Origin of the sequence: Sphingobium sp. D43FB, assembly GCF_002312805.1 — a bacterium.
In the GTDB taxonomy this organism is placed as follows: Bacteria; Pseudomonadota; Alphaproteobacteria; order Sphingomonadales; family Sphingomonadaceae; genus Sphingobium.
Map to the genome: position 1 here is coordinate 133,057 of NZ_NMUA01000009.1, position 20,794 is coordinate 153,850.

At 64.8% G+C, this 20,794-nt stretch carries 15 protein-coding genes; 11 read left to right on the plus strand and 4 right to left on the minus strand.

The annotated features are described in order from the left end of the window. The first annotated feature begins 20 nt into the window (after positions 1-20). Together SxD43FB_RS10180 and SxD43FB_RS10185 are read left to right on the plus strand one after the other, a co-directional pair. Positions 21-1,898 (plus strand): M2 family metallopeptidase, encoded by a 1,878-nt coding sequence (locus SxD43FB_RS10180; protein WP_096062064.1) that lies wholly within the window; start codon positions 21-23, stop codon positions 1,896-1,898. A gap of 32 nt (positions 1,899-1,930) precedes the next feature. Beyond that, positions 1,931-3,082, plus strand: coding sequence for a GGDEF domain-containing protein (locus SxD43FB_RS10185; RefSeq protein ID WP_096062065.1), 1,152 nt, complete (start codon positions 1,931-1,933; stop codon positions 3,080-3,082). A gap of 15 nt (positions 3,083-3,097) precedes the next feature. Here the strand turns inward: SxD43FB_RS10185 and SxD43FB_RS10190 are convergent, their stop codons facing one another. Both SxD43FB_RS10190 and SxD43FB_RS10195 read right to left on the minus strand, forming a co-directional pair. Further along, the gene (locus SxD43FB_RS10190; protein ID WP_096062066.1) at positions 3,098-4,552 is read right to left on the minus strand and encodes an AMP nucleosidase; all 1,455 of its coding nucleotides are present in this window, start codon (positions 4,550-4,552) and stop codon (positions 3,098-3,100) included. 87 nt (positions 4,553-4,639) lie between these two features. Beyond that, a complete protein-coding gene (locus tag SxD43FB_RS10195) occupies positions 4,640-5,122 on the minus strand; it encodes a peroxiredoxin (protein ID WP_037476529.1) in 483 nt (160 codons plus the stop codon). 120 nt (positions 5,123-5,242) lie between these two features. On the opposite strand from SxD43FB_RS10195, the gene SxD43FB_RS10200 reads away from it, so the two are divergent. From SxD43FB_RS10200 to trxA, 9 genes are all read left to right on the plus strand, one after another. Continuing rightward, positions 5,243-5,803, plus strand: a complete 561-nt coding sequence (locus tag SxD43FB_RS10200; RefSeq protein WP_096062067.1) for a YqgE/AlgH family protein — start codon at positions 5,243-5,245, stop codon at positions 5,801-5,803. 140 nt (positions 5,804-5,943) lie between these two features. Next, positions 5,944-7,362 (plus strand): adenosylhomocysteinase, encoded by a 1,419-nt coding sequence (gene ahcY / locus SxD43FB_RS10205; RefSeq protein ID WP_096062093.1) that lies wholly within the window; start codon positions 5,944-5,946, stop codon positions 7,360-7,362. Positions 7,363-7,528: 166 nt separating this feature from the next. Continuing rightward, positions 7,529-9,874, plus strand: a complete 2,346-nt coding sequence (locus tag SxD43FB_RS10210) for a PAS domain-containing sensor histidine kinase (protein WP_096062094.1) — start codon at positions 7,529-7,531, stop codon at positions 9,872-9,874. Next, positions 9,867-10,325: a tRNA (adenosine(37)-N6)-threonylcarbamoyltransferase complex ATPase subunit type 1 TsaE gene (gene tsaE / locus SxD43FB_RS10215; RefSeq protein ID WP_096062068.1), complete on the plus strand. Its 459-nt coding sequence runs from the start codon at positions 9,867-9,869 to the stop codon at positions 10,323-10,325. The genes SxD43FB_RS10210 and tsaE overlap by 8 nt, the downstream gene beginning before the upstream one ends. After that, on the plus strand, positions 10,322-11,308 hold the full coding sequence (locus SxD43FB_RS10220) for a phosphotransferase (RefSeq protein ID WP_096062069.1): 987 nt from the start codon (positions 10,322-10,324) through the stop codon (positions 11,306-11,308). Before tsaE ends, SxD43FB_RS10220 begins: the two co-directional genes overlap by 4 nt. Beyond that, entirely contained in the window at positions 11,305-12,015 is a 711-nt protein-coding gene (locus SxD43FB_RS10225; RefSeq protein WP_096062070.1) for a nucleotidyltransferase family protein, read from the plus strand. The genes SxD43FB_RS10220 and SxD43FB_RS10225 overlap by 4 nt, the downstream gene beginning before the upstream one ends. Then, entirely contained in the window at positions 12,008-14,980 is a 2,973-nt protein-coding gene (gene addB, locus SxD43FB_RS10230; protein WP_096062071.1) for a double-strand break repair protein AddB, read from the plus strand. The genes SxD43FB_RS10225 and addB overlap by 8 nt, the downstream gene beginning before the upstream one ends. Continuing rightward, positions 14,961-18,398, plus strand: a complete 3,438-nt coding sequence (gene addA, locus SxD43FB_RS10235) for a double-strand break repair helicase AddA (RefSeq protein WP_096062072.1) — start codon at positions 14,961-14,963, stop codon at positions 18,396-18,398. Before addB ends, addA begins: the two co-directional genes overlap by 20 nt. Before the next feature lie 29 nt (positions 18,399-18,427). Further along, a complete protein-coding gene (gene trxA, locus SxD43FB_RS10240) occupies positions 18,428-18,748 on the plus strand; it encodes a thioredoxin TrxA (protein ID WP_069066681.1) in 321 nt (106 codons plus the stop codon). A gap of 22 nt (positions 18,749-18,770) precedes the next feature. On the opposite strand, the gene SxD43FB_RS10245 is transcribed toward trxA, so the two are convergent. Together SxD43FB_RS10245 and argJ are read right to left on the minus strand one after the other, a co-directional pair. Next, positions 18,771-19,568, minus strand: coding sequence for an inositol monophosphatase family protein (locus SxD43FB_RS10245; protein ID WP_096062073.1), 798 nt, complete (start codon positions 19,566-19,568; stop codon positions 18,771-18,773). Then, a complete protein-coding gene (argJ, locus tag SxD43FB_RS10250; protein WP_096062074.1) occupies positions 19,568-20,794 on the minus strand; it encodes a bifunctional glutamate N-acetyltransferase/amino-acid acetyltransferase ArgJ in 1,227 nt (408 codons plus the stop codon). The genes SxD43FB_RS10245 and argJ overlap by 1 nt, the downstream gene beginning before the upstream one ends.

A 20,794-nucleotide genomic window follows, 5' to 3' on the forward strand; every position in this document is an offset into this window, starting at 1 on the left:
ACGCCTATGAGAGGACTCCCATGAAAATCGCCGTCTCGATCGCCACGCTTGCGGCCGCTCTTTTGATATCGCCCGCCATGGCGCAGCAGGCTCCCGCGCCCACGGCGGCCGAGGCCGACGCCTTCCTCGCCAAGGTGGAAAAGGCGATGTTCGACCATTCGCTCATTTCCAGCCGGGCCGCCTGGATCAATTCCACCTATATCAGCGACGACAGTGACGCTGTTGCTGCCTATTTTGGTGCGATCGGCACCACCATGACGGTCGATTACGCGCTGGAAGCGGCCAAATATGCGACCGCGCCCGGTCTGTCGGTCGAAACCAAGCGGCGGCTCGACCTGCTGCGCACCGCACTCACTTTGCCCGCCCCGACGACGCCGGGCGCAGCCCAGCAGTTGAACGACCTCTCGACCCGGCTTCAATCCACCTATGGCAAAGGCAAGGGCACGCTGAACGGCCAGCCGATCAACGGCAGCGACGTCGAAGAGAAAATGGGTTCCAGCCGCAATCCGCAGGAACTCAAGGAAATGTGGTTGAGCTGGCATGATAATGTCGGCGCGCCGATGCGCGGCGATTATGCCAAGCTGGTCGATATCGCCAATGCGGGCGCGAAGGAATTGGGCTTTGCCGACACCGGCGCGATGTGGCGGTCGAAATATGACATGCCTGCCGACGATTTCGCCAAGCTGACCGACAAGATTTGGGCCGAGGTGAAGCCCCTCTATGACGAGCTGCATTGCTACACCCGCACCAAGCTGAACGAGACATATGGTGCGGAGGTGCAGCCCGCGAGCGGCCCGATCCGCGCCGACCTGCTCGGCAATATGTGGGCGCAGGAATGGGGCAATATCTATGATGTGGTGGCGCCTGCGGGCGCTGGCGACTTGGGCTTCGATGTCGGTGACCTGCTCAAGGCAAAGGGCTTTGTCGAAACCAGGCCCGATCAGGTGGATGGCCCCGACACCCCGGAAAAGCAGCGGCGCGGCTATTGGGAAAAGCAGATGTTCAAGATCGGCGAGGGTTTCTATTCCTCGCTTGGGCTGGAGCCGCTGCCCGCGACCTTCTGGGACCGTACCCAGTTCATCAAACCGCTCGATCGTGAAGTCGTGTGCCATGCGTCGGCTTGGGATCTGGACAATAAGGACGACCTGCGCGTCAAAATGTGTACCAAGATCAACAGCGATGATTTCGTGACCATCCATCACGAACTGGGGCATAATTATTATCAGCGCGCCTATAACAAGAATCCCTATCTCTATCTGGACGGGGCCAATGATGGCTTCCACGAAGCGATCGGCGATTTCGTCGCATTGTCGATCACGCCCGATTATCTGGTGAAGATCGGCCTGCTCGATGCCGCCAAGGTGCCGGGCGCGGACAAGGATCTGGGGCTGTTGCTGCGGCAGGCGATGGACAAGGTCGCCTTCCTGCCCTTTGGCCTGCTGATCGACAAATGGCGCTGGGGCGTGTTCGACGGGTCGATCCCGCAGGACCAGATGCAGAAGGGATGGACCGACCTGCGCCTGCAATATCAGGGCATCGTTCCGCCTGCGCCGCGCGATGAGACGAAGTTCGATGCGGGTGGCAAATATCATATCCCCGGCAACACGCCCTATACGCGCTATTTCCTCGCTCGGATCCTGCAATTTCAATTCTACGAAGCAGCCTGCAAGCAAGCGGGCTGGAAGGGGCCGCTGCATCGCTGTTCCTTCTATGGCAACAAAGATGTCGGGGCCAAGCTGAACGCCATGCTGGAAATGGGGGCGTCCAAACCCTGGCCCGACGCACTGCAGACCTTTACTGGTACACGCACCATTTCCGGCAAGTCCATGAACGCCTATTTTGCGCCATTGCAAAAATGGCTGATCCAACAGAATAAAGGCAAGTCTTGCGGCTGGTAAAAGCAGCGTAAACTTCTTAGGGGCTGGTCTTCATGGACCCAGTTATCATCATCATTGCTTTGCTGATTTTCACCAGTGTCATCATGGCACTGGCGATGGGGGTAGCGTGGTTGCACTTCGGGCGGCAACGTCATGTGCGTAGCTGGGCGCTATCCTATGTTGCGGCAACCGGACAATGGCTGGCCAATGCAGGTGGTGCCGCACTGGGCAGCGGCGGTCTGATGGCCCTCACGTCCTGCCTGATCGTGGTGAGCGCATCCTTGATGCTCGTGGGCGTCCGGCAACGATCGGGGAAGCCGGTCCCATGGCTCGCGCTGATCCTCTGTGGTGCCGTCGTGGCCGCAGGTGGCAGCTATGTGGCGTTGATCGGGGACCGGTCGCTCCAGGGCATTGTCGTGCCATCTTATGTCGGCCTATTGATGCTGTGTTCGGCGATCGCACTTTGGCCCCGCAACCGGCGTTTCAGCGCGCCGGATATGGCCTTTTTCAGCATGAGCCTCATCCTCGCGCTGTTTGAAGCCGGGCTGGTTGCCAGTGCTGCAACGGATTTGGGTCGGGCGCCCGGTGAGGGGATGGCCCTGTATCGCGCTTTGCTTGGGCTGGGGCTTCCGTCCATCTATGTCGGGCTGGGCGTCGCCGCCGTCATGGTGGTGGCGGGCGACCTTGCCCATCAATTGCGCAGGCAGATGCGCCATGACCCGCTGACCAATGTATTGAACCGGCGCGGGCTGGACGAGTCCGCAAGCCGCGCCATCGCCCACGCGCACCGACACCAGCGGCCCTTGGCGCTGGTGGTCTGCGATCTGGATGGGTTCAAGGCGTTGAACGATGGGCACGGGCATATCGCCGGAGACGCAGCATTGTGCGGTTTCGCCCAGTTGCTGACCAATGCGGTGCGTCGCGGGGATATCGTGGCGCGTCTGGGTGGTGACGAATTTGGCCTGCTGCTGGTGGAGACCGATGCGGCGGCGGCGGCCGATGTCATGGAGCGTGTGCGCGCAGAGATTGGTTGCCTTGTCGTGCCGAATGCCCCGGAAGCCGCCTTGCGCGCGAGTTTCGGGGTGGCCGAGTTGCTCGCGTCCGACCAAAGCCTGGAGGATATGGTCGCGCGTGCCGATACGGCGCTGTATGATGCCAAGAAGGAAGGCAAGAACCGCGTCGCCATCTGGCGCGCGGCTGCCTGATTCTTGGTCCCCTGATCAGCGAAACGGCGGCTCGTTGAATGCGCGCAGCTTGCGGCTGTGCAGCTTCGCACCCTCCTTGCGCAGCAATTCGCAGGTCATCAGCCCGACGCGCAAATGGCCTGCAATCGCTTCCTCATAGAAGCGGTTGGCCTGCCCCGGCAGCTTGAGTTCGCCGTGGATCGGCTTGTCGGACACGCAGAGCAGCGTACCGTAAGGGACGCGGAAGCGATAGCCTTGCGCCGCGATCGTCGCCGATTCCATGTCGATCCCCACGGCACGCGAGAGGCTGAACCGCAGCGCCGAACTGGAATAGCGCAATTCCCAATTGCGATCGTCGGTGGTGACGACGGTGCCGGTGCGCAGACGACGGCGGAAATCTTCCTTGTCGCCGCCACCCAGCACAGCTTCGGCCGCGCTGGCCATCGCGACCTGAACTTCGGCGATGGCCGGGACGGGGATTTCCGGCGGCAGCATGGCGTCCAGCACCTTGTCGTCGCGCAGATAGGCGTGGGCCAGCACATAGTCGCCGATCCGCTGGCTGGGACGCAAACCACCGCAATGGCCAATCATCAGCCAGGCTTCGGGGCGTACGACCGCGAGATGATCGCAGATCGTCTTGGCATTGGCCGGGCCGACGCCGATATTGACGAGGGTGATGCCGCTGCGGTCGGGCGCGATCAGGTGATAGGCGGGCATCTGATGCCGGCGCCAGGCGCTGTCGGCGATCATCCGCGCAGGGTCGGCGGTTTCGGACGTGACATAGACGCCGCCAGCGCCCGACAGGGCGGTGAAGCGGCTGCCTTCGCGCTTTAGCTCCGCGCAGGCCCAGGCTACGAATTCATCGACATAACGATGATAGTTGGTGAACAATATATAGCGCTGCACATCCTCGGCGGGCGTGCCGGTATAATGTTTGAGCCGCGCCAGCGAGAAATCGGTGCGCAGCCCGTCGAACAGCGCCAAGGGTCGGTCGCCATCAGCGTTGGGTATGAACAGCCCATCGGCGATCTCGTCGCCAATCTCGGCCAGTTCGGTCGCCGGAAAATGCCGCGCCAATTCGGTCGGCGGCGTGCCGTCGAGCGCGCTGATGTCCAGCCCGTCCAGCACATAGGGGAAGGGGATTTGCTGGGTGCTGAGGCCCGTTTCCACCTCGACGCCATAGTCGCGGACCAAAAGGTCGATCTGTTCGGCCAGATAGTCGGCGAACATCGCCGGGCGGGTGATGGTGGTCACATAGCGGCCGGGCTTCGACAGGCGCGCGAACGATCGGCCGGGCGGCGGCATGTCGCTTTCGCCATGATAGATGATCCGCAGTTCGGGATAGCAGAAAAGCCGCTCGCTGCGCGCGGTGGCCGCAGGCACGCTGCCGTCGCGAGCGTAGGCGCGCATGGCCTCACGCAGATTTTCGATGGATGTCTGATAGATATGGTCGAGTTGCGCGACCGTCGCCTTGCCGATGCTCTGTGTCATCGCCCCCTGTTACCGTCTTTGCGTGACGGAAGGAAGACGCTTGCTGCAACAAAGGCGCGCTGGTTGTTCAGCGCGCCTTCGCAACGATTAGAGTTGGCCCAGCATATGGTCGGCCGACGAAACCTTATAATCGCCCGGTTCCTCGACATTGAGTTCGGCGACGACGCCGTCCTTGACGATCATCGAGAAACGCTGGCCGCGCGTGCCGAGGCCGAACTTGCTGCCGTCCATCGTCAGGCCCACCGCCTTGGCGAAATCGCCATTGCCATCGGCCAGCATCGTGACCTTGTCATCGGCACCGGCGGACTTGCCCCACGCACCCATGACGAACACATCGTTGACGGCGGTGCAGGCGATTTCATCCACGCCCTTGGCCTTGAGCGCATCGGCCTTTTCAACGAAACCAGGCAAATGCTTGGCCGAACAGGTCGGGGTGAAGGCACCCGGCACCGAGAAGATGGCGACGGTGCGGCCCGCAAAATACTCGTCCGAAGCCACGGCTTCGGGGCCGTTCTGGGTCATCTTGGTAAAGGTGGTGCTGGGCAAGCGTTCGCCTGTGGCAATGGTCATGGTCTTATCTCCTGGCCTTGTGTCGGGCGGGAGGTCGGGCTTGGCGGACCGACTGTCAAGGGGAGGGGGCATCATGCAAGCCGTCCTTGGCAATGTCGTGCGTCCGGCTATAGTCGGGCGATGGACCAGTCGCGCTTCTATGGTGGGCATTTCCTGCTCGCGCTTCCCGGCATGGACGACATGCGATTCGATCATTCTGTGATCGCCCTGTGCGTGCATGACGAACATGGCGCGCTGGGCATCGCCGTGGGCGAGGAAATGGAGGAGGTGCGGCTGCGCGACCTGCTCGAAAGTTTCGACATCGACAGCAGCGGCGTGCCGGACATGCCCGTGCTGCGCGGCGGCCCGGTCGAGCCGCGTCGCGGCTTTGTATTGCATTCGCTCGACTGGACGGGGCAGGATATGGTGCAGGTCGATGACCGCTGGGGCCTGTCGGGTTCGCTCGACATTTTGAAGGCGATCGGCGAGGGGAGGGGACCAAGCCGCTATCTCGTGGCGCTCGGCTATGCCGGATGGGGCGCAGGCCAGCTGGAGCAGGAGATGACCGGCGAGAGCTGGTTCCTGGCACCGGGCAACAAGGATCTGCTGTTCGAAACGCCCGCGCGCCGCAAATGGTCGGCCATCTTCGCGGCGATGGGCATCGATTCGTCGCATCTGGTGAGCGGAGCCGGGTCCGCCTGAGGGTCATCGGCGATAGGCACATAAAGACATCTTTATATTGCATTGCCATTAGGCCCGCCGCTTGGTAAAGCCCGGCCCATCGTCGCCGCCCGGCTCACGTCAGCGGTGCCAGCCTTTATTTGACTGACGGAGATATGCTCGTGGCCACCGTACCCGCCGCCCAGGCGCAGGATTACGTGATTGCCGATATCGGCCTCGCGACCTTTGGCCGCAAGGAAATGGATATTGCCGAAACCGAAATGCCGGGCCTGATGGCGCTGCGCGAAGAATTCGGTGCGTCGCAGCCGTTGAAGGGCGCGCGCATCACTGGTTCGCTGCACATGACGATCCAGACCGCTGTGCTGATCGAAACGTTGACCGCGCTGGGCGCGGAAGTGCGTTGGGCGACCTGCAACATCTATTCGACGCAGGACCATGCTGCCGCCGCGATCGCCGCGTCGGGCGTGCCCGTCTTCGCCATCAAGGGCGAAACGCTGCAGGAATATTGGGACTATGTCGAGCGCATCTTCGACTGGCACAATCATGAGTCCGGCGTCTGCAACATGATCCTGGACGATGGCGGCGACGCCACCATGTTCGCCTTGTGGGGCGCGCGGGTCGAGGCCGGTGAAGAATTGTTCACGCCGTCGAACGAAGAAGAGGAAATCTTCTGCGCGGTACTCAAGCGCGTTTTGGCCGAGCGTCCGGGCTGGCTGACCAAGACCGTCGCGAGCATCAAGGGCGTGTCGGAAGAAACCACCACCGGGGTTCATCGCCTGTATGAGCTGGCCAAGAAGGGCAAGCTGCCCTTCCCCGCGATCAACGTGAACGATAGCGTCACCAAGTCGAAGTTCGACAATCTCTATGGCTGCAAAGAGTCGCTGGTCGACGCGATCCGTCGCGGCACCGACGTCATGCTGGCTGGCAAGGTCGCCTGCGTCGCGGGCTTCGGCGATGTCGGCAAGGGCTCTGCCGCTTCGCTCCGCAATGGCGGCGCGCGCGTTCTGGTGACCGAAGTCGATCCGATCTGTGCCCTGCAGGCGGCGATGGAAGGCTATGAAGTCGTGACGATGGAAGAAGCAGCGCCCCGCGCCGACATCTTCGTCACCGCGACCGGCAACGAAGCCGTCCTGACCGTCGACCATATGCGCGCTATGAAGAATATGGCGATCGTGTCCAACATCGGCCATTTCGACAGCGAGATCGAGATTGCCGGCCTCGCCAACATGAAGTGGACCGAGATCAAGCCGCAGGTCGACGAAGTCGAATTCCCTGATGGCAAGAAAATCATCGTCCTGTCGAAGGGCCGCCTCGTTAACCTGGGCAACGCCACCGGCCATCCGAGCTTCGTGATGTCGGCCAGCTTCACCAACCAGACGCTGGCGCAGATCGAGCTTTGGACCAAGAGCGAGCAGTACGGCAACGACGTCTATGTCCTGCCCAAGCATCTGGACGAAAAGGTCGCCGAACTGCATCTGGAAAAGCTGGGCGTGAAGCTCACCAAGCTAAGCCAGCGCCAGGCCGACTATATCGGCGTGCCGGTCGAAGGCCCCTACAAGCCCGACCACTACCGCTACTAATATGATGAAGGGGGAGGGCGATGCCTTCCCCCTTTTTTATCTCGTCTCTTCGTCCAACCTGCAATTCTTTGCATCCCCGCTTCCCGCTGCGCCCGACTTGCGATAGTCGGGGCGGAATTATGTACAGGGACAGGCAGGTTCGGCGAAAGGGAGAGACGGCGTCATGATGACGCTCAGCCCCCTTGCCGCCATCATATTGGGTGTCGTGCTGGCCTTATGGCTGGCCGCGGCCGTCTGGGCGCTTGCCAGCGGACAGCGGATGCGGCGCGAGGGCATGCAGGCGCAGGGCAAGTTCGACCGGCTAGCCACATTGCTGGCGTCTGCGCCCGCCGCGCCGGTCATCATTCACCCTGACGGGCGGATGGAAGCGGCCGATCGCCTCGCCAAATGGCTGGGCAAGCCGCGTGTGCCGAACTTCGCCTCCGAACTGACGGCTGCCGACGGCGGGCTGGAGCCTGAGGACGCAGCGGCGCTGGCGGGTGAGATCGCGTCGGCGCAGCGTGCGGGCAAGAGCTTCGCGTTGCCGGTGCGCGGCGTGGGCTCCTCGCGGTTGCTGCTGATACGCGGTGCCCCCGCCGGGCCGGAACTGGCGTCCAATGGCGGCGTCGTTCTGTGGATATTCGACGCGACCGACAGTCAGGCGGAAATCCGCTCGCTCCAAAGCAAGGTCGAACAATTGAGCGACGCGCTCGAAGCGCTGGCGGGCCTGGTTGAGGCCGCGCCCTTCCCGATGTGGCATCGGACCCCGGATCTGCGCCTCAGCCTCGTCAACAGCGCCTATGTCGCTGCCGTCGATGGCGGCAGCGCGCATGACGTCATTGCCCAGGGCATCGAATTGGTGGAGCCTGTGGCCGGCCTCTCCGCGCAGGCCGCCGCCGCCGATGCCGTCGCGCAGGACGAGCCGATCGCACGAATGGTGCCCGCCACGATCGACGGCGAGCGGCGGACCATGCGCGTGGTCGACGTGCCGCTCGGCGTGGCCGGGGTGGCGGGCTATGCGGTGGACCAGCATGAACTGGAACAGGCGCGGGTCGAGCATCGACGACTGGAAGCGGCACAGCGCGACTTGCTTGATCGGCTGTCGGCCGGTGTCGCGCGCTTCGGGCCTGACCGGGCGCTGCGCTTCTGGAACCAGCCTTTCATCAGCCTGTTCGCGCTGCACCAGGAGCAACTGGCCGACTCCCCCTTGTTCGAGCGCGTGCTGGACCAGATGCGCGATGCGCGGCGCATCCCGGAACATCGTGATTTCCCCGCCTGGCGTGCGGAACGGCGCGACTGGTTCCTGTCGCCAGACCCGCGCGAGGAAAATTGGCTGTTGCAGGACGGCACCCATTTGCGCGTCTATGCCCAGCCCTTGCCCGATGGTGGCCTGTTGCTGATCTTTGAGGATCGCACCGAGCAGGTACAATTGTCGAGCGCGCGCGACACGTTGCTGCGGGTGCGGACGGCGACGTTCGACAATCTGTTCGAATCGATCGGCGTATTTTCATCCGACGGACGGTTGCAAATGTGGAACAGCCGGTTCCGCAGTATATGGGGCGCGACCGAGGAAATGCTGGCCAAGCATCCCCGCATCGACGACCTGATGCGTGATGTGCAGGCGCGGCTCGCCAAGCCGCAACAGGCCAATCTGGTCCGCGAACTGGTCCGCGCCGCCACGATCGAACGCAAGCAGCGCGCGGGCCATGTCGGCTTTGCTGATGGGCGCATCTTCGAATTTGCCGCCATTCCGCTTCCCGACGGTAATGCGCTCTTCACCATGCTCGACGTGACCGACAGTCGCCGGGTCGAACAGGTGCTGCGCGACCGCAACGAAGCGTTGGAGCAGGCGGATCAGGTCAAGACCGCCTTCGTCACCAATATGAGCTATGAACTACGCACCCCGCTGACCACCATCGCCGGTTTCGCCGAGATGATGAGCGCGGGCTATGCTGGCGAACTCAGTCCATCGGCAAAAGATTATGTCGACGGCATTCTCCAGAGCACGGGCCGCCTGGCGATGCTGATCGACAATGTGCTGGACCTGACACAGGGCGAGGCAGGCACTTTGCCGATCGAGCGCGCGCCCGTCGATCTGGCGGCGGTAGCGCGGGAAAGCGCCGCACGGCTCAGCAGTGACGCCAAAGCCAAGGGCATCGACCTCGCCGTCTCGCTGGAAAACAGCTTGGGCGTGGTCCAGGGCGATGCGCGGCGCATCGGCCAGGCGATCGACCATCTGCTCGACAATGCGCTGGCCCATTGCGGCAAGGGCGCGCGGGTGCTGCTCCATGGCGATGGCGGGGCAGACAAGGCGCGGATCGTGATTTCCGACAATGGTCCCGGCATCCCGACGGCGCAGCAGGATGCGATTTTCGATCCGACAGCGCGCGCGGGGCAAGCGCGGGCCGGGGGACGCGCAGGCATCGGCCTGCCGCTCGCCCGGCAACTGGCGCAGGCGCATGGCGGCACTTTGCAACTCGTATCCGAAACGGGGCAGGGAACCATGATCGTGATCGAATTGCCGCGTGGCTGACCGCGCCGTCCATCTGGCCGACGAACCGGCGATGCTCGACCTTGGCCAGCGCCTTGCCGTGCAGGCGCGTATCGGAGACGTGATCGCGCTCTATGGCGGATTGGGCGCGGGCAAGACGACGCTGGCGCGCGGAATCCTCGAAGCGCTGGGGCTGGAAGGCGAGGCACCAAGTCCGAGCTTCGCGATCGTCCAGCCCTATGATGTGCCCGAAGTCCGCCTGCCCGTCGCCCATGTCGATCTCTACCGGCTGGACGACGCGCGGGAGGCAGACGAACTGGCGTTGGGCGATTATCTCATGGACAGCCTGTTGATCATCGAATGGCCCGACCGGCTGGGCGATGCGCTGTGGTCCCATGCGCTGCGATTGACCATCGCGTTCGACCCGGATGGCGGACGGCGCTTGACAGCGGACGTGCCGGACGCTTGGACGGAGCGATGGTCACAGCTATGATCCCGCCCGCCGCCGCGCCCGCTTTCCTCGCCCGCGCGGGGTGGGGCGACGCCGCCATCGTTCCGCTCGCAGGGGACGCCTCCTTCCGCCGCTACTTCCGCGTCATCGACGATAGCCGCCGCGCGGTTTTGATGGACGCGCCGCCGCCACACGAAGATCCCCGCCCGTTCATCGCCATTGCCGAACACCTGCTGACCGACGGCTTTGCCGCGCCCCGCATATTGGCGCGCGATCTGGACGACGGGCTGGTGCTGATCGAGGATTTCGGCGACCTGCGGGTTAAGGAGCATCTCGACGCCCGGCCCGATGAGGAAATGGCCGTTTATGCCCGCGCGATCGACCTGCTCGCCGACCTGCACCGTCTGCCTGCCGCACCCGTGCCTGCCTATGACCGCGCTGTCTATCAGCGCGAAGTCGGATTGCTGACGGAATGGTATTGCCCGGCGATCGGCCTCGCGGTCGATCAGGACGCATATGTCGCAGCCTGGGACGCGGTGCTGCCGTTGGTCGAGCAATCGGCCAGCCCGATCGTCACGGTGCTGCGCGACTATCATGCCGAAAATATCATGCTGATCGACCGTGCGACGTCGCATGGCCTTGGCCTGCTCGATTTTCAGGACGCGCTCGCCGGGCATCCTGCCTATGATCTTGTCTCGCTGTTGCAGGATGCGCGGCGCGATGTGCCGCCTGCCGTCGAGGCTGCGATGCTGGCGCATTACAAAGCCGTGGCGACCCCGCCCGCCGATTTCGATGCGGCCTATGCGGTGCTGGGGGCGCAGCGCAATGCCAAGATCATCGGCATCTTCACCCGCCTGTGGCAGCGGGACGGCAAGCCGCGTTACCTTTCTTATCTGCCGCGCATGTGGGGGCTGCTGGAACGCGACCTCGCGCATCCCGCGCTGGCCCCGGTGGCGGACTGGTTCGCCGCCAACATCCCAGCCGACAAGCGCCATGAGGCGCTCACGGAGTTTGCGGCGGCATGATCGATACGGCGATGTTGATGGCGGCGGGGCTTGGCAAACGGATGCGCCCATTGACGGCCACCCGACCCAAGCCACTGGTCAAGGTGGCAGGTCAGCCGTTGATGGATCATGCGCTCGACCGGCTGGAAGCGGGCGGCATCCGCAAGGTGGTGGTGAACGTCCATTATCTCGCCGACACCGTCGAGGCGCATCTGCGCGCGCGCAAAAGCGGGGCGGAGTTTCTGATCTCGGACGAACGCGCCAAATTGCTGGAGACGGGCGGTGGCCTGGTCCATGCCAAGCCGCTGCTCGGCGACAAGCCCTTCGTCTGCGCCAATAGCGACAATCTGTGGATCGACGGGCCGCAGGATACGCTGGCGCTGATGCAGCGCCATTGGGATGCCGATCGGATGGACGCGCTGCTGTTGCTGGTGCCGCTGGCGCGGGCGAACTGCCATAACGGGCCGGGCGATTTTCACATGGATGCCAATGGGCGGCTGACCCGGCGCAAGAGCGCGCATGTCGCGCCCTTCGTCTTTACCGGCGTACAGATCCTATCCCCGTCGCTGCTGGTCGATCCGCCTGCCGACGTCTTTTCCACCAATATCTTCTGGTCCCGTGCGATCGCGGCCGGGCGGCTCTATGGTGTTTCGCACCAGGGGCTATGGTTCGACGTCGGCACGCCGCAGGCCATTCCCGTAGTCGAAGCCATGCTCGCCCATGGGTGATCGCGGACGCCCCGCGCTTTTCACGATCCCCGCGCATCGCGCCTTTGCCGACGCGCTGGTCGCGGGCATCATGGCGCGGCAGGGGCGCGATCCGCTGGCGCTGTCGCGGGGCATGATCCTGTTACCTAGCAATCGCGGCGTCCGGGCAGTGGCCGACGCTTTTGTTCGCGCGTCGGGCGGTGGATTGCTGCTCCCCCGGCTCATTCCGATCGGCGACCCGGACATAGGGGAGCAGGTCGGCGGGGCGCTCGATCCATTGGGCGAAGATGATCCCCTTGCGCCCGCAATCGCGCCGATGCAGCGGCAGATGATCCTAGCCCGTCTGGTGCAGCAGGCACAGCCCGGCATCGATGCCGGGCAAGCGTTGAAACTGGGGCAGGCGCTGGGACAGGTGCTGGACCAGATGCAGGTCGAACGGCTGACCCCCGACGCACTGCGCAAGCTTAGCCTTTCGGAAGAATTGTCAGGTCATTGGCAGAAGTCTCTGATCTTGTTCGAGATCATTATTGCGCGTTGGCCGGTCGAACTGGCCCGGCTTGGCTGCATTGATCTGGTCGATCGGCGCAATCGCCTGTTCGATCGGTTGGCCAAACGCTGGGCCGATGCGCCACCTTCGGGCTTCGTCGTGGCGGCGGGTATTTCGACCACGGCCCCTGCCGTGGCCGGACTGCTGCGCCGGATCGGCGAGATGCCGTGCGGCATGGTGGTGTTCGCCGGGCTGGACCAGCATATGGACGATGCCGCCTGGCAGGCGATCGGCCCGTTCGAGCCTGACCCAGTGACGGGGCGCGCGCCTGCCGGGCATGAGAGCCATCCCCAATATGCGCTCAAGCGCCTGCTCCATGCCATGAGCGCGACGCGCGACGATGTGGCGCAATGGCGCTGGGGCAGCGAACATGATGCGCGAGCGGTGCGCGGGCGCAACATCTCCAACGCGATGCTGCCGCCAAAGCTCACCAGCGGCTGGCGCGACCTGAAAACCGCCGATCGCTCGCTTGCCGGGGTTGAGGCGCTGGATGTCGCGACGCCGGGCGAGGAGGCGCAGGCCATTGCCATCGCCCTGCGTGAGGCATTGGAAACGCCGGGCCGCACCGCCGCTCTGGTCACGCCCGACCGGCAATTGGCGACGCGCGTGTCCGCGCATCTGCGCCGCTGGGGGATCGAGGCGGATGATTCGGCGGGCCTTCCGCTCTCCCGCCTGCCGCCGGGCACGTTGCTGATCGCGATGGCGCAGGCGGTGGCGGAGCGCTTTGCGCCGGTCGCGCTGCTGACGTTGCTCAAACATCCGCTGGTGATGCGTGGCGCGGGGCGGCTCGCTTGGCTGGAGGGCGTACGCGGCCTCGACCTGCTGCTGCGCGGCCCCCGCCCGCAAGCCGGGTTGATCGGCATCGACCAAACATTGCGCCCGCGCGAGGATGAGGACCGGCAAGGTGCCTTGCGCGAACAGGTGCGCGACTGGTGGCCGCAGGCGCGTGCGTTGCTCGAACCGCTGGAGCGCGCCTTCCTCGCAACGCCCGACCTGTCGGGCCAGCTTGCCGCCATCCGCGAGCAAGCGGGCGCGCTGACGGGCGACGCGATCTGGGCCGGGCATCAGGGGCAGGCCGCCGCCGATCTCTTCGCCGAGATGGAAGCGGCCGCGCCCGAAGGCCCGCGCCAGGCCGATATGCGCGCGCTGCCGGTATTGCTCGATCATATGCTGGGCGGCGTTTCCGTGCGCCCGCCGCAGGGCGGCCATCCGCGCATCACCATATTGGGCTTGATCGAAGCGCGACTGCAACAGGCCGATCTCATGGTGCTGGGCGGCCTCAATGAAGGCACCTGGCCGGGCTTGCCCGCGCCCGACCCTTGGCTCGCGCCGCGTATCCGCCGCGAACTCGGCCTGCCGGGGCTGGAAACCCGCATTGGCCTCGCCGCGCATGATTTCGCCAGCGCCTTGGGCGCCCCCCATGTCCTCATCACCCGTGCCCGGCGCGGTGGCAGTGGCCCGGCGGTCGCCTCGCGCTTCTGGCTGCGGTTGAAGGCCATGTCCGGCCCGCAATGGAAAAGCGCTGATCGCTATGCTGCGCTGGCACAAGCGATCGACCGACCCGATGGCCATCACCCGGCTTCGCGACCCGCGCCAGTGCCGCCTTTGTCCGTGCGGCCAAGGCTGATCCCGGTCACCGATGTCGATCGGCTCAAGGCCGATCCCTATGCTTTCTATGCCCGGCGCATCCTGCGCTTGGCTCGGCTCGACCCGGTCGATGCCGATGCGGGTCCGGCCTGGCGCGGGACGGCGGTGCATGAAATCCTCCAGCATTGGGCGGAGGCGGGCACGCTCGATCCCGCTGACCTGGAAGCCCGCGCGCAGGCGATGTTCGACCGGCCCGAAGTCCATCCCTTGCTCAAAGCCCTGTGGCAACCGCGCCTGATGGAGGCGATCCGCTGGATCGCGGCGGAGGTCGCCAAGGACAAGGCGGCGGGGCGCACCATATTGGCGGTCGAACGCGAAGGCCGGGCGGAGGTCGCCGATGTCATATTGATGGGCAAGGCCGACCGGATCGACCGACTGTCAGACGGCACGCTCGGCATCATCGACTACAAGACCGGCAAGCCGCCCAGCGCCAAGATGGTGAAGGCGGGCTATTCGTTGCAACTCGGTCTGCTGGGTGTCATCGCCGAAATGGGCGGTTTTGCGGGGCTGGGGGATCAACAACGCGCGGCCGACTTCGAATATTGGTCGCTTGCCAAAAAGGGCGACCAGTTCGGCTATCGCGAAAGCCCAGCCGATCCGACCGGCAGCCGCGGCAAGATCGTCACGTCGAGCTTCACCGCCCATGCCCATGAACAATTCAGTGGATTGGTCGAGGCCTATCTGCTCGGCAGCGCGCCCTTTACCGCGCAACTCAACCCCGAAGTCGCCAATTATGGCGATTATGACCAGCTGATGCGGCTGGAGGAATGGTATGGCCGCGACGATGGCTAAGGCGCGCCCGCTCCAGAAGTTGCTCGGCAATCAGGCGCAGGCCGCCGCGCCCGACGCCCATGTCTGGCTATCCGCGTCGGCGGGCACGGGCAAGACCCATGTGCTGACGGCGCGCGTATTCCGCCTGCTGCTGCAAGGCGTGCGCCCGGAAAATATCTTGTGCCTGACCTTCACCAAGGCAGGTGCGGCGGAAATGGCCGATCGTATCCATGATCGGCTCGCCGCCTGGGTGCAGATGGATGATAAGGGGTTGTTCGCCGATCTTGAGGCTTTGGGTGAAGAGTCCGGCCCCGATGCCCGCGAACGCGCCCGCCGCCTGTTCGCCGAAGTGCTGGAATCAACGGGTGGTGGCTTGCGCATCCAGACCATCCATGGCTTCTGCCAGCAATTGCTGACCGCCTTCCCGTTGGAGGCGGACTTGGTGCCCGGTTTCCGCCCGCTCGACCAGCGCGAGCAGAGCGCATTGGCGCGGCAGACCTTGGCCGACATGGCGGTGCGCGCGCAGGAGCAGGGCGACAGCGCGTTGATCGGCGCGCTGCAGGCGATCAGCCTGAGGCTGGGCGAGGGTGGGGCGGAATATTTCCTGCTGCGCTGCGCTGCGCGCGTCGATGCGCTGGCGGCACTGCCCGATCCCATCGCGCCCTGGCTCGCGGGCCAGTTCGATCTGCCGGAAGGGGATATTGATCAATGGCTTGCTGACCAATGTTCCGATGATGTCTTCGACATGCTGACCTTGTCTGCGCTGGTCGCCGCCAATGTCGCCTGGGGCAAGGGGCGGGGGCTGGAACGCTGTGACCGGATCGCTGCTTGGCGCGCCGCCGATCCCACCACGCGCGCGGCCACCTTGGCCGATCTGCACCGCGCCTGGGCCAAGACGGATGGCGATCTGATTGAGGCGAAGGGGTGGGTGCCGCCGGACGATGGCTATGGTGCCTTGTCTACGCGCCTGCATACGCGCTGCGCCGAATTGCTCGCGACCAAGGCCCGCGCTGATTATGCCGCGTTGCTGGCGCAAGGGCTTCATGCCGGACGCGCCTATGCCATGGCCTATGCCGAGGGCAAGCGGCTGGCAGGGGCCGTCGATTTCGAGGATCTGATCGCGCGCGCCGCTCGCCTGCTGGAACAGGACGGTATTGCCGAATGGATCCGCTACAAGCTTGACCAGCGGATCGACCATATTTTGGTCGATGAGGCGCAGGACACCAACGCCGCGCAATGGCGCATCGTTCGCACATTGGCCGAAGAGTTTTTCGCAAGTGAATGGGAATCGGGTGAAAAAATCCGCACCATCTTCACCGTCGGCGATTTCAAACAGGCGATCTTCGGCTTTCAGGGGACCAGCCCCGCCAATTTCGCCGCTGCGCAAATCCTGTTCCAGCGCGATGCCGATCAGTCGGGGCACAGGCTCCACGACCTGTCTCTGGACCATAGTTTCCGCTCGACCCCTGCGGTGCTGGACGTGGTGGACCGTACCATCGCGACCCTCGATGCAGGGCGGCTGGGGCTGCAACCGGGCGATGTGCGCCACATCAGCGCCAATCTCCACCCCGGCGAAGTGCAATTGTGGAAGCCGGTGATCGCGGGCCTATCTGACGATGCCGAGGGTGAGGAAAATTGGGCTGCCGATCAGGAACGAAAACTGGCCGAGAATATCGCGCGGCAGATCAAGAACTGGATCGATGACGGGCTGATGCTCGAGAGCCGGGGCCGCCCGGTGCGCGCTGGCGACATCATGATCCTGGTGCGTCGCCGCAATGAACTGGCGCGGCTGATCGTCGCCCGCCTTTACGAAGAAAAAGTCGCGGTTGCGGGGATCGACCGCCTGCGGCTCAATGCGCCGCTCGCCGTGCGCGACCTGCTCGCCGCGCTGCGCTTTGCGGTGCAGCCGGAGGATGATCTCAACCTCGCCGCGCTGCTGGTATCGCCCTTGATCGGCTGGACCCAGGACGACCTCATGACCCGGCTGATCGGGCGGCGTGGCGGCTTGTGGCGGCATCTGACGCGCTCCCTCGATGATGGTCTGCTTCAACCCCTGCGCGACCTGCTGGCGGTGGCGGATTTTTCGACGCCCTATCGCTATCTCGAAGCGATCCTGTCCGGGCCGATGGATGGCCGCCGTCGCCTGATCGACAGGCTGGGCACCGAAGCGGCGGACCCGATCGAGGAATTGTTGAACGCCGCTCTGGGGTTCGAGCAGGACGATCACCCCTCGCTCCAGCGGTTCATCGACTGGTTCGACCGGGGCGAGGTCGACATCGTGCGCGATGCCGCGGCTCAGGGCGATAATCTGCGGCTGTTGACCGTGCATGGGGCCAAGGGCTTGCAGGCCCCCATCGTCATTCTCGCCGATGCCTGTCTCGATCCCGATGCGGGCAACCGGATGGACGGGCTGGAATGGAACGGCCTGCCGATCCTGCCGCCGCGCAAGCCCGAACGGCAGGGACCGATCGGCGACCTCGCCGAAGAAGCGGCGCGGGTCGAGCGGCAGGAGCATTGGCGGCTGCTCTATGTCGCGCTGACGCGGGCGGAGGAGCGGCTGGTGGTGGCCGGATCGCTTGGCCCGGCGGCCAAGGGGCAGGTGAAGCCCGAAAGCTGGTATGGCGCGGTCGAGGCAGCGATGGAATCGCTTGGGGCACCGTGGGAAGACGACCCCATCTGGGGCCAGATGCGTCGCTGGCGAGGCACCGAGCATCTCCCGGCCGCCAAGGCAGATACGGAAGTGGCCGAGGCGCGCGACAACGTCACGGAACCAACATGGCTGCGCCAGCCAGCGCCAGTCGAAGCGCGCCCTCCGCGTCCGCTCGCGCCATCGGCAGCGGTGGAGGATGACCAGCCCTATCCGCCGCCGACCCCGGCGATGCGTGCAGCCGCCGATCGGGGCCGCTGGCTCCATGCGCTGTTCGAACGGCTACCCGCCGTGCCGGTCGATCGTCGCCGCGATGCGGCTGACCGCTGGCTGGCTCAGCAAGGCGCGGCTGACGCCGCGCTGCGCCAGGAGGTGATCGACCAGGCGTTGCGCGTGATCGAAGCGCCCGATTTCGCCGGATTGTTCAGTCCCGATGCGCTGGCCGAAGCGCCGATCGCGGCGGTGGTCGGCGAAGCGGTCATTGCAGGCACGGTCGACCGGCTGTGTGTCGGCGCGGATCGTGTCCAGATCGTCGATTTCAAGACCGGGCGGGTTGCTCCGCTGACGCTGGCCGAAGTGCCGATCGCCCATATCCGCCAAATGGCGGCCTATGTCGCGGCGCTGCAGGTCATCTTCCCCGATAGGGCGATCGAGGCAGGGCTGCTCTACACCAGCGCCCCGCGTCTCATCATCCTGCCGTCCGCCCTGCTCGCCGCGCACAAGCCCGGCTTTGTGCCCGCGCAGGAGAATTTGCCGCTCCCGCCCGTTGAGCCGGGCGAGCAGGCGTCCTAGATAGCACGCAACGCAAGGAGAATAGAGACATGGCCACCAAGGCAGTAACCGACGCCAGCTTTCAGCAGGACGTGATCGACGCCGACAAGCCCGTACTTGTTGATTTCTGGGCCGAATGGTGCGGCCCGTGTAAGATGATCGGCCCGGCTCTGGAGGAAATTTCCGAGGAACTGGGTGACAAGGTGGTGATCGCCAAGGTCAATATCGACGAAAATCCCGACGCGCCGGGCAAATATGGCGTGCGCGGCATCCCGACGATGATCCTGTTCAAAAATGGCGAAGCCGCCGCGACCAAGGTCGGCGCCGCGCCCAAGAGTGCGCTCAAGAGCTGGCTCGAAAGCGTCCTGTAAGATCGATGCAGGCGGGGCAGGGTTAGGGGAACAAGATATCCGCTGCCCTGTCCCACAAGCGCGGCGAAGATGCGCCCAGCAGACCCCGGCGCGTATCGCCGACTTGATAGGGTGATCCGTCGAGCCGCTGACAGCAGCCGCCCGCTTCGTTCAGGAACAATGTGCCCGCCGCATGGTCCCAGGGCAGGGTGCGCGCGAACACCGACACATCATTCTGCCCCAGCACCAGCCGGGGATATTGTTCGGCGGCGCAGCGAGGAATGTCCACCAGCGCGAAACGGTCCTGCGATCGCCGCTGAATATCCGCCCGTTCCTCCGGCGTCATGAAATAGACGGCCAGCGCCGCGATCGGCAGCTCACCGCCGCTCTCGCGCGCCTGCACTTGTTCCCCGTCGATATGGCTGCCCCCGCCCAGCATGGCGTGGCACAGGCGGCCAGTCAGCGGATCGAGGATCCACCCCGCCAGCGTCGCGCCGCCATCGGCCAGCGCGATCATGATGCCGAAGGGCGGATTGCCCGCCGCGAAATTGCCGGTGCCGTCGATCGGGTCGATGATCCAGTTCAGCCCTTCACCCGCCCGGTCGAGGATCGTGGGATCGCCCGCGCAGGCTTCCTCGCCGATGATCCCGGCTTCAGGCAGGATCGCACTCAGCCCTTCGGCCAGGCGGATTTCGCTTTCCTTGTCGGCGATGGTGACGAAGTCGTTTGCCGCCTTCTCGCTAATCTCATGACGCGCCAGATTCTGGTAGCGCGGCATGACGATGTCGCGCGCGACGTCGCGCATCAGGGCGACGACGGGGGCGTGGATATCGAGCTGCATCAGCTTCGATAATCCGCGTTGATCGCGATATAACCATGGGTCAGATCACAGGTCCACACCGTCGCGCGGCCCTCGCCCAGACCCAGATCGACGCCAATCTCGATATCCTGCCCCGTGAGGTGCGCGGCCACCGGCGCTTCGTCATAGCCTTCGACCGCCAGGCCGCCGGTCGCCACCTGCGTCGCGCCGAAGCGGATCGAGAGCAGGTCGCGATCGGCCGGTTCGCCCGCCTTGCCGATGGCCATGACGACCCGGCCCCAATTGGCGTCCTCGCCCGCCAGCGCGGTCTTGACCAGCGGCGAATTGGCGATCGACAGGCCGATACGATGCGCGCTTTCGTCGCTCACCGCGCCTTCGACGCTGATTTCGACGAATTTGGTCGCTCCCTCGCCGTCGCGCACGACCAGATGCGCGAGCTGGCGGCAGATGTCCGACAGCGCGGCGTGGAAGGCGTCTGCCCCCGCATCGTCCATGCTGGTCATCGGCGCATTGCCCGCCTTGCCAGTGGCAAAGGCCAGCACCGTGTCGCTGGTCGAGGTGTCGCTATCGACGGTGATGCAGGCAAATGTCCGCTTGTTCGCCGCCGACAGCATGTGTTGGAGCAGCGCCGGATCGATCGCTGCGTCGGTGAAGATATAGCCCAGCATCGTCGCCATATCGGGGGCGATCATGCCCGATCCCTTGATGATGCCGACCAGTTCGACGCGCGTGTCGCCGATCATGGCGGAGGTATGGGCACCCTTGGCATAGGTGTCGGTGGTGCCGATGGTCGTAGCCGCTGCCTCCCAGCCGCACGGTTCGGCAACGAACGCCGCTTCGAGGCCCGCTTCGGCCTTGTCAATGGGCAGGGGCACCCCAATCACCCCGGTTGACGAGACCATTATGTCGGAAGGCAGGCAGCCCAGATGGTTCGCCACCTTGGCCGCAATCGCCTCCACCGCCGCGCGGCCACGATGGCCGGTAAAGGCATTAGCATTGCCCGCATTGACCACCAGCGCGCGCGCCGACCCCAGCGGGATGGCGTCACGGCACCATTCTACTTCGGGCGACGGGCACAGGCTCTGCGTCGTCACACCGGCGACCGCCGTGCCGGCATCCAGTTCGACATAGGTGAGGTCGCAGCGGTCCCAGTCCTTGTACCGCGCCTGCGCCACGCGCAGCGTCACGCCCGCGATAGAGGGCAGGGCGGGGAAGTGGGCAGGGGCGAGGGGGGAGCGCTTGTTCAT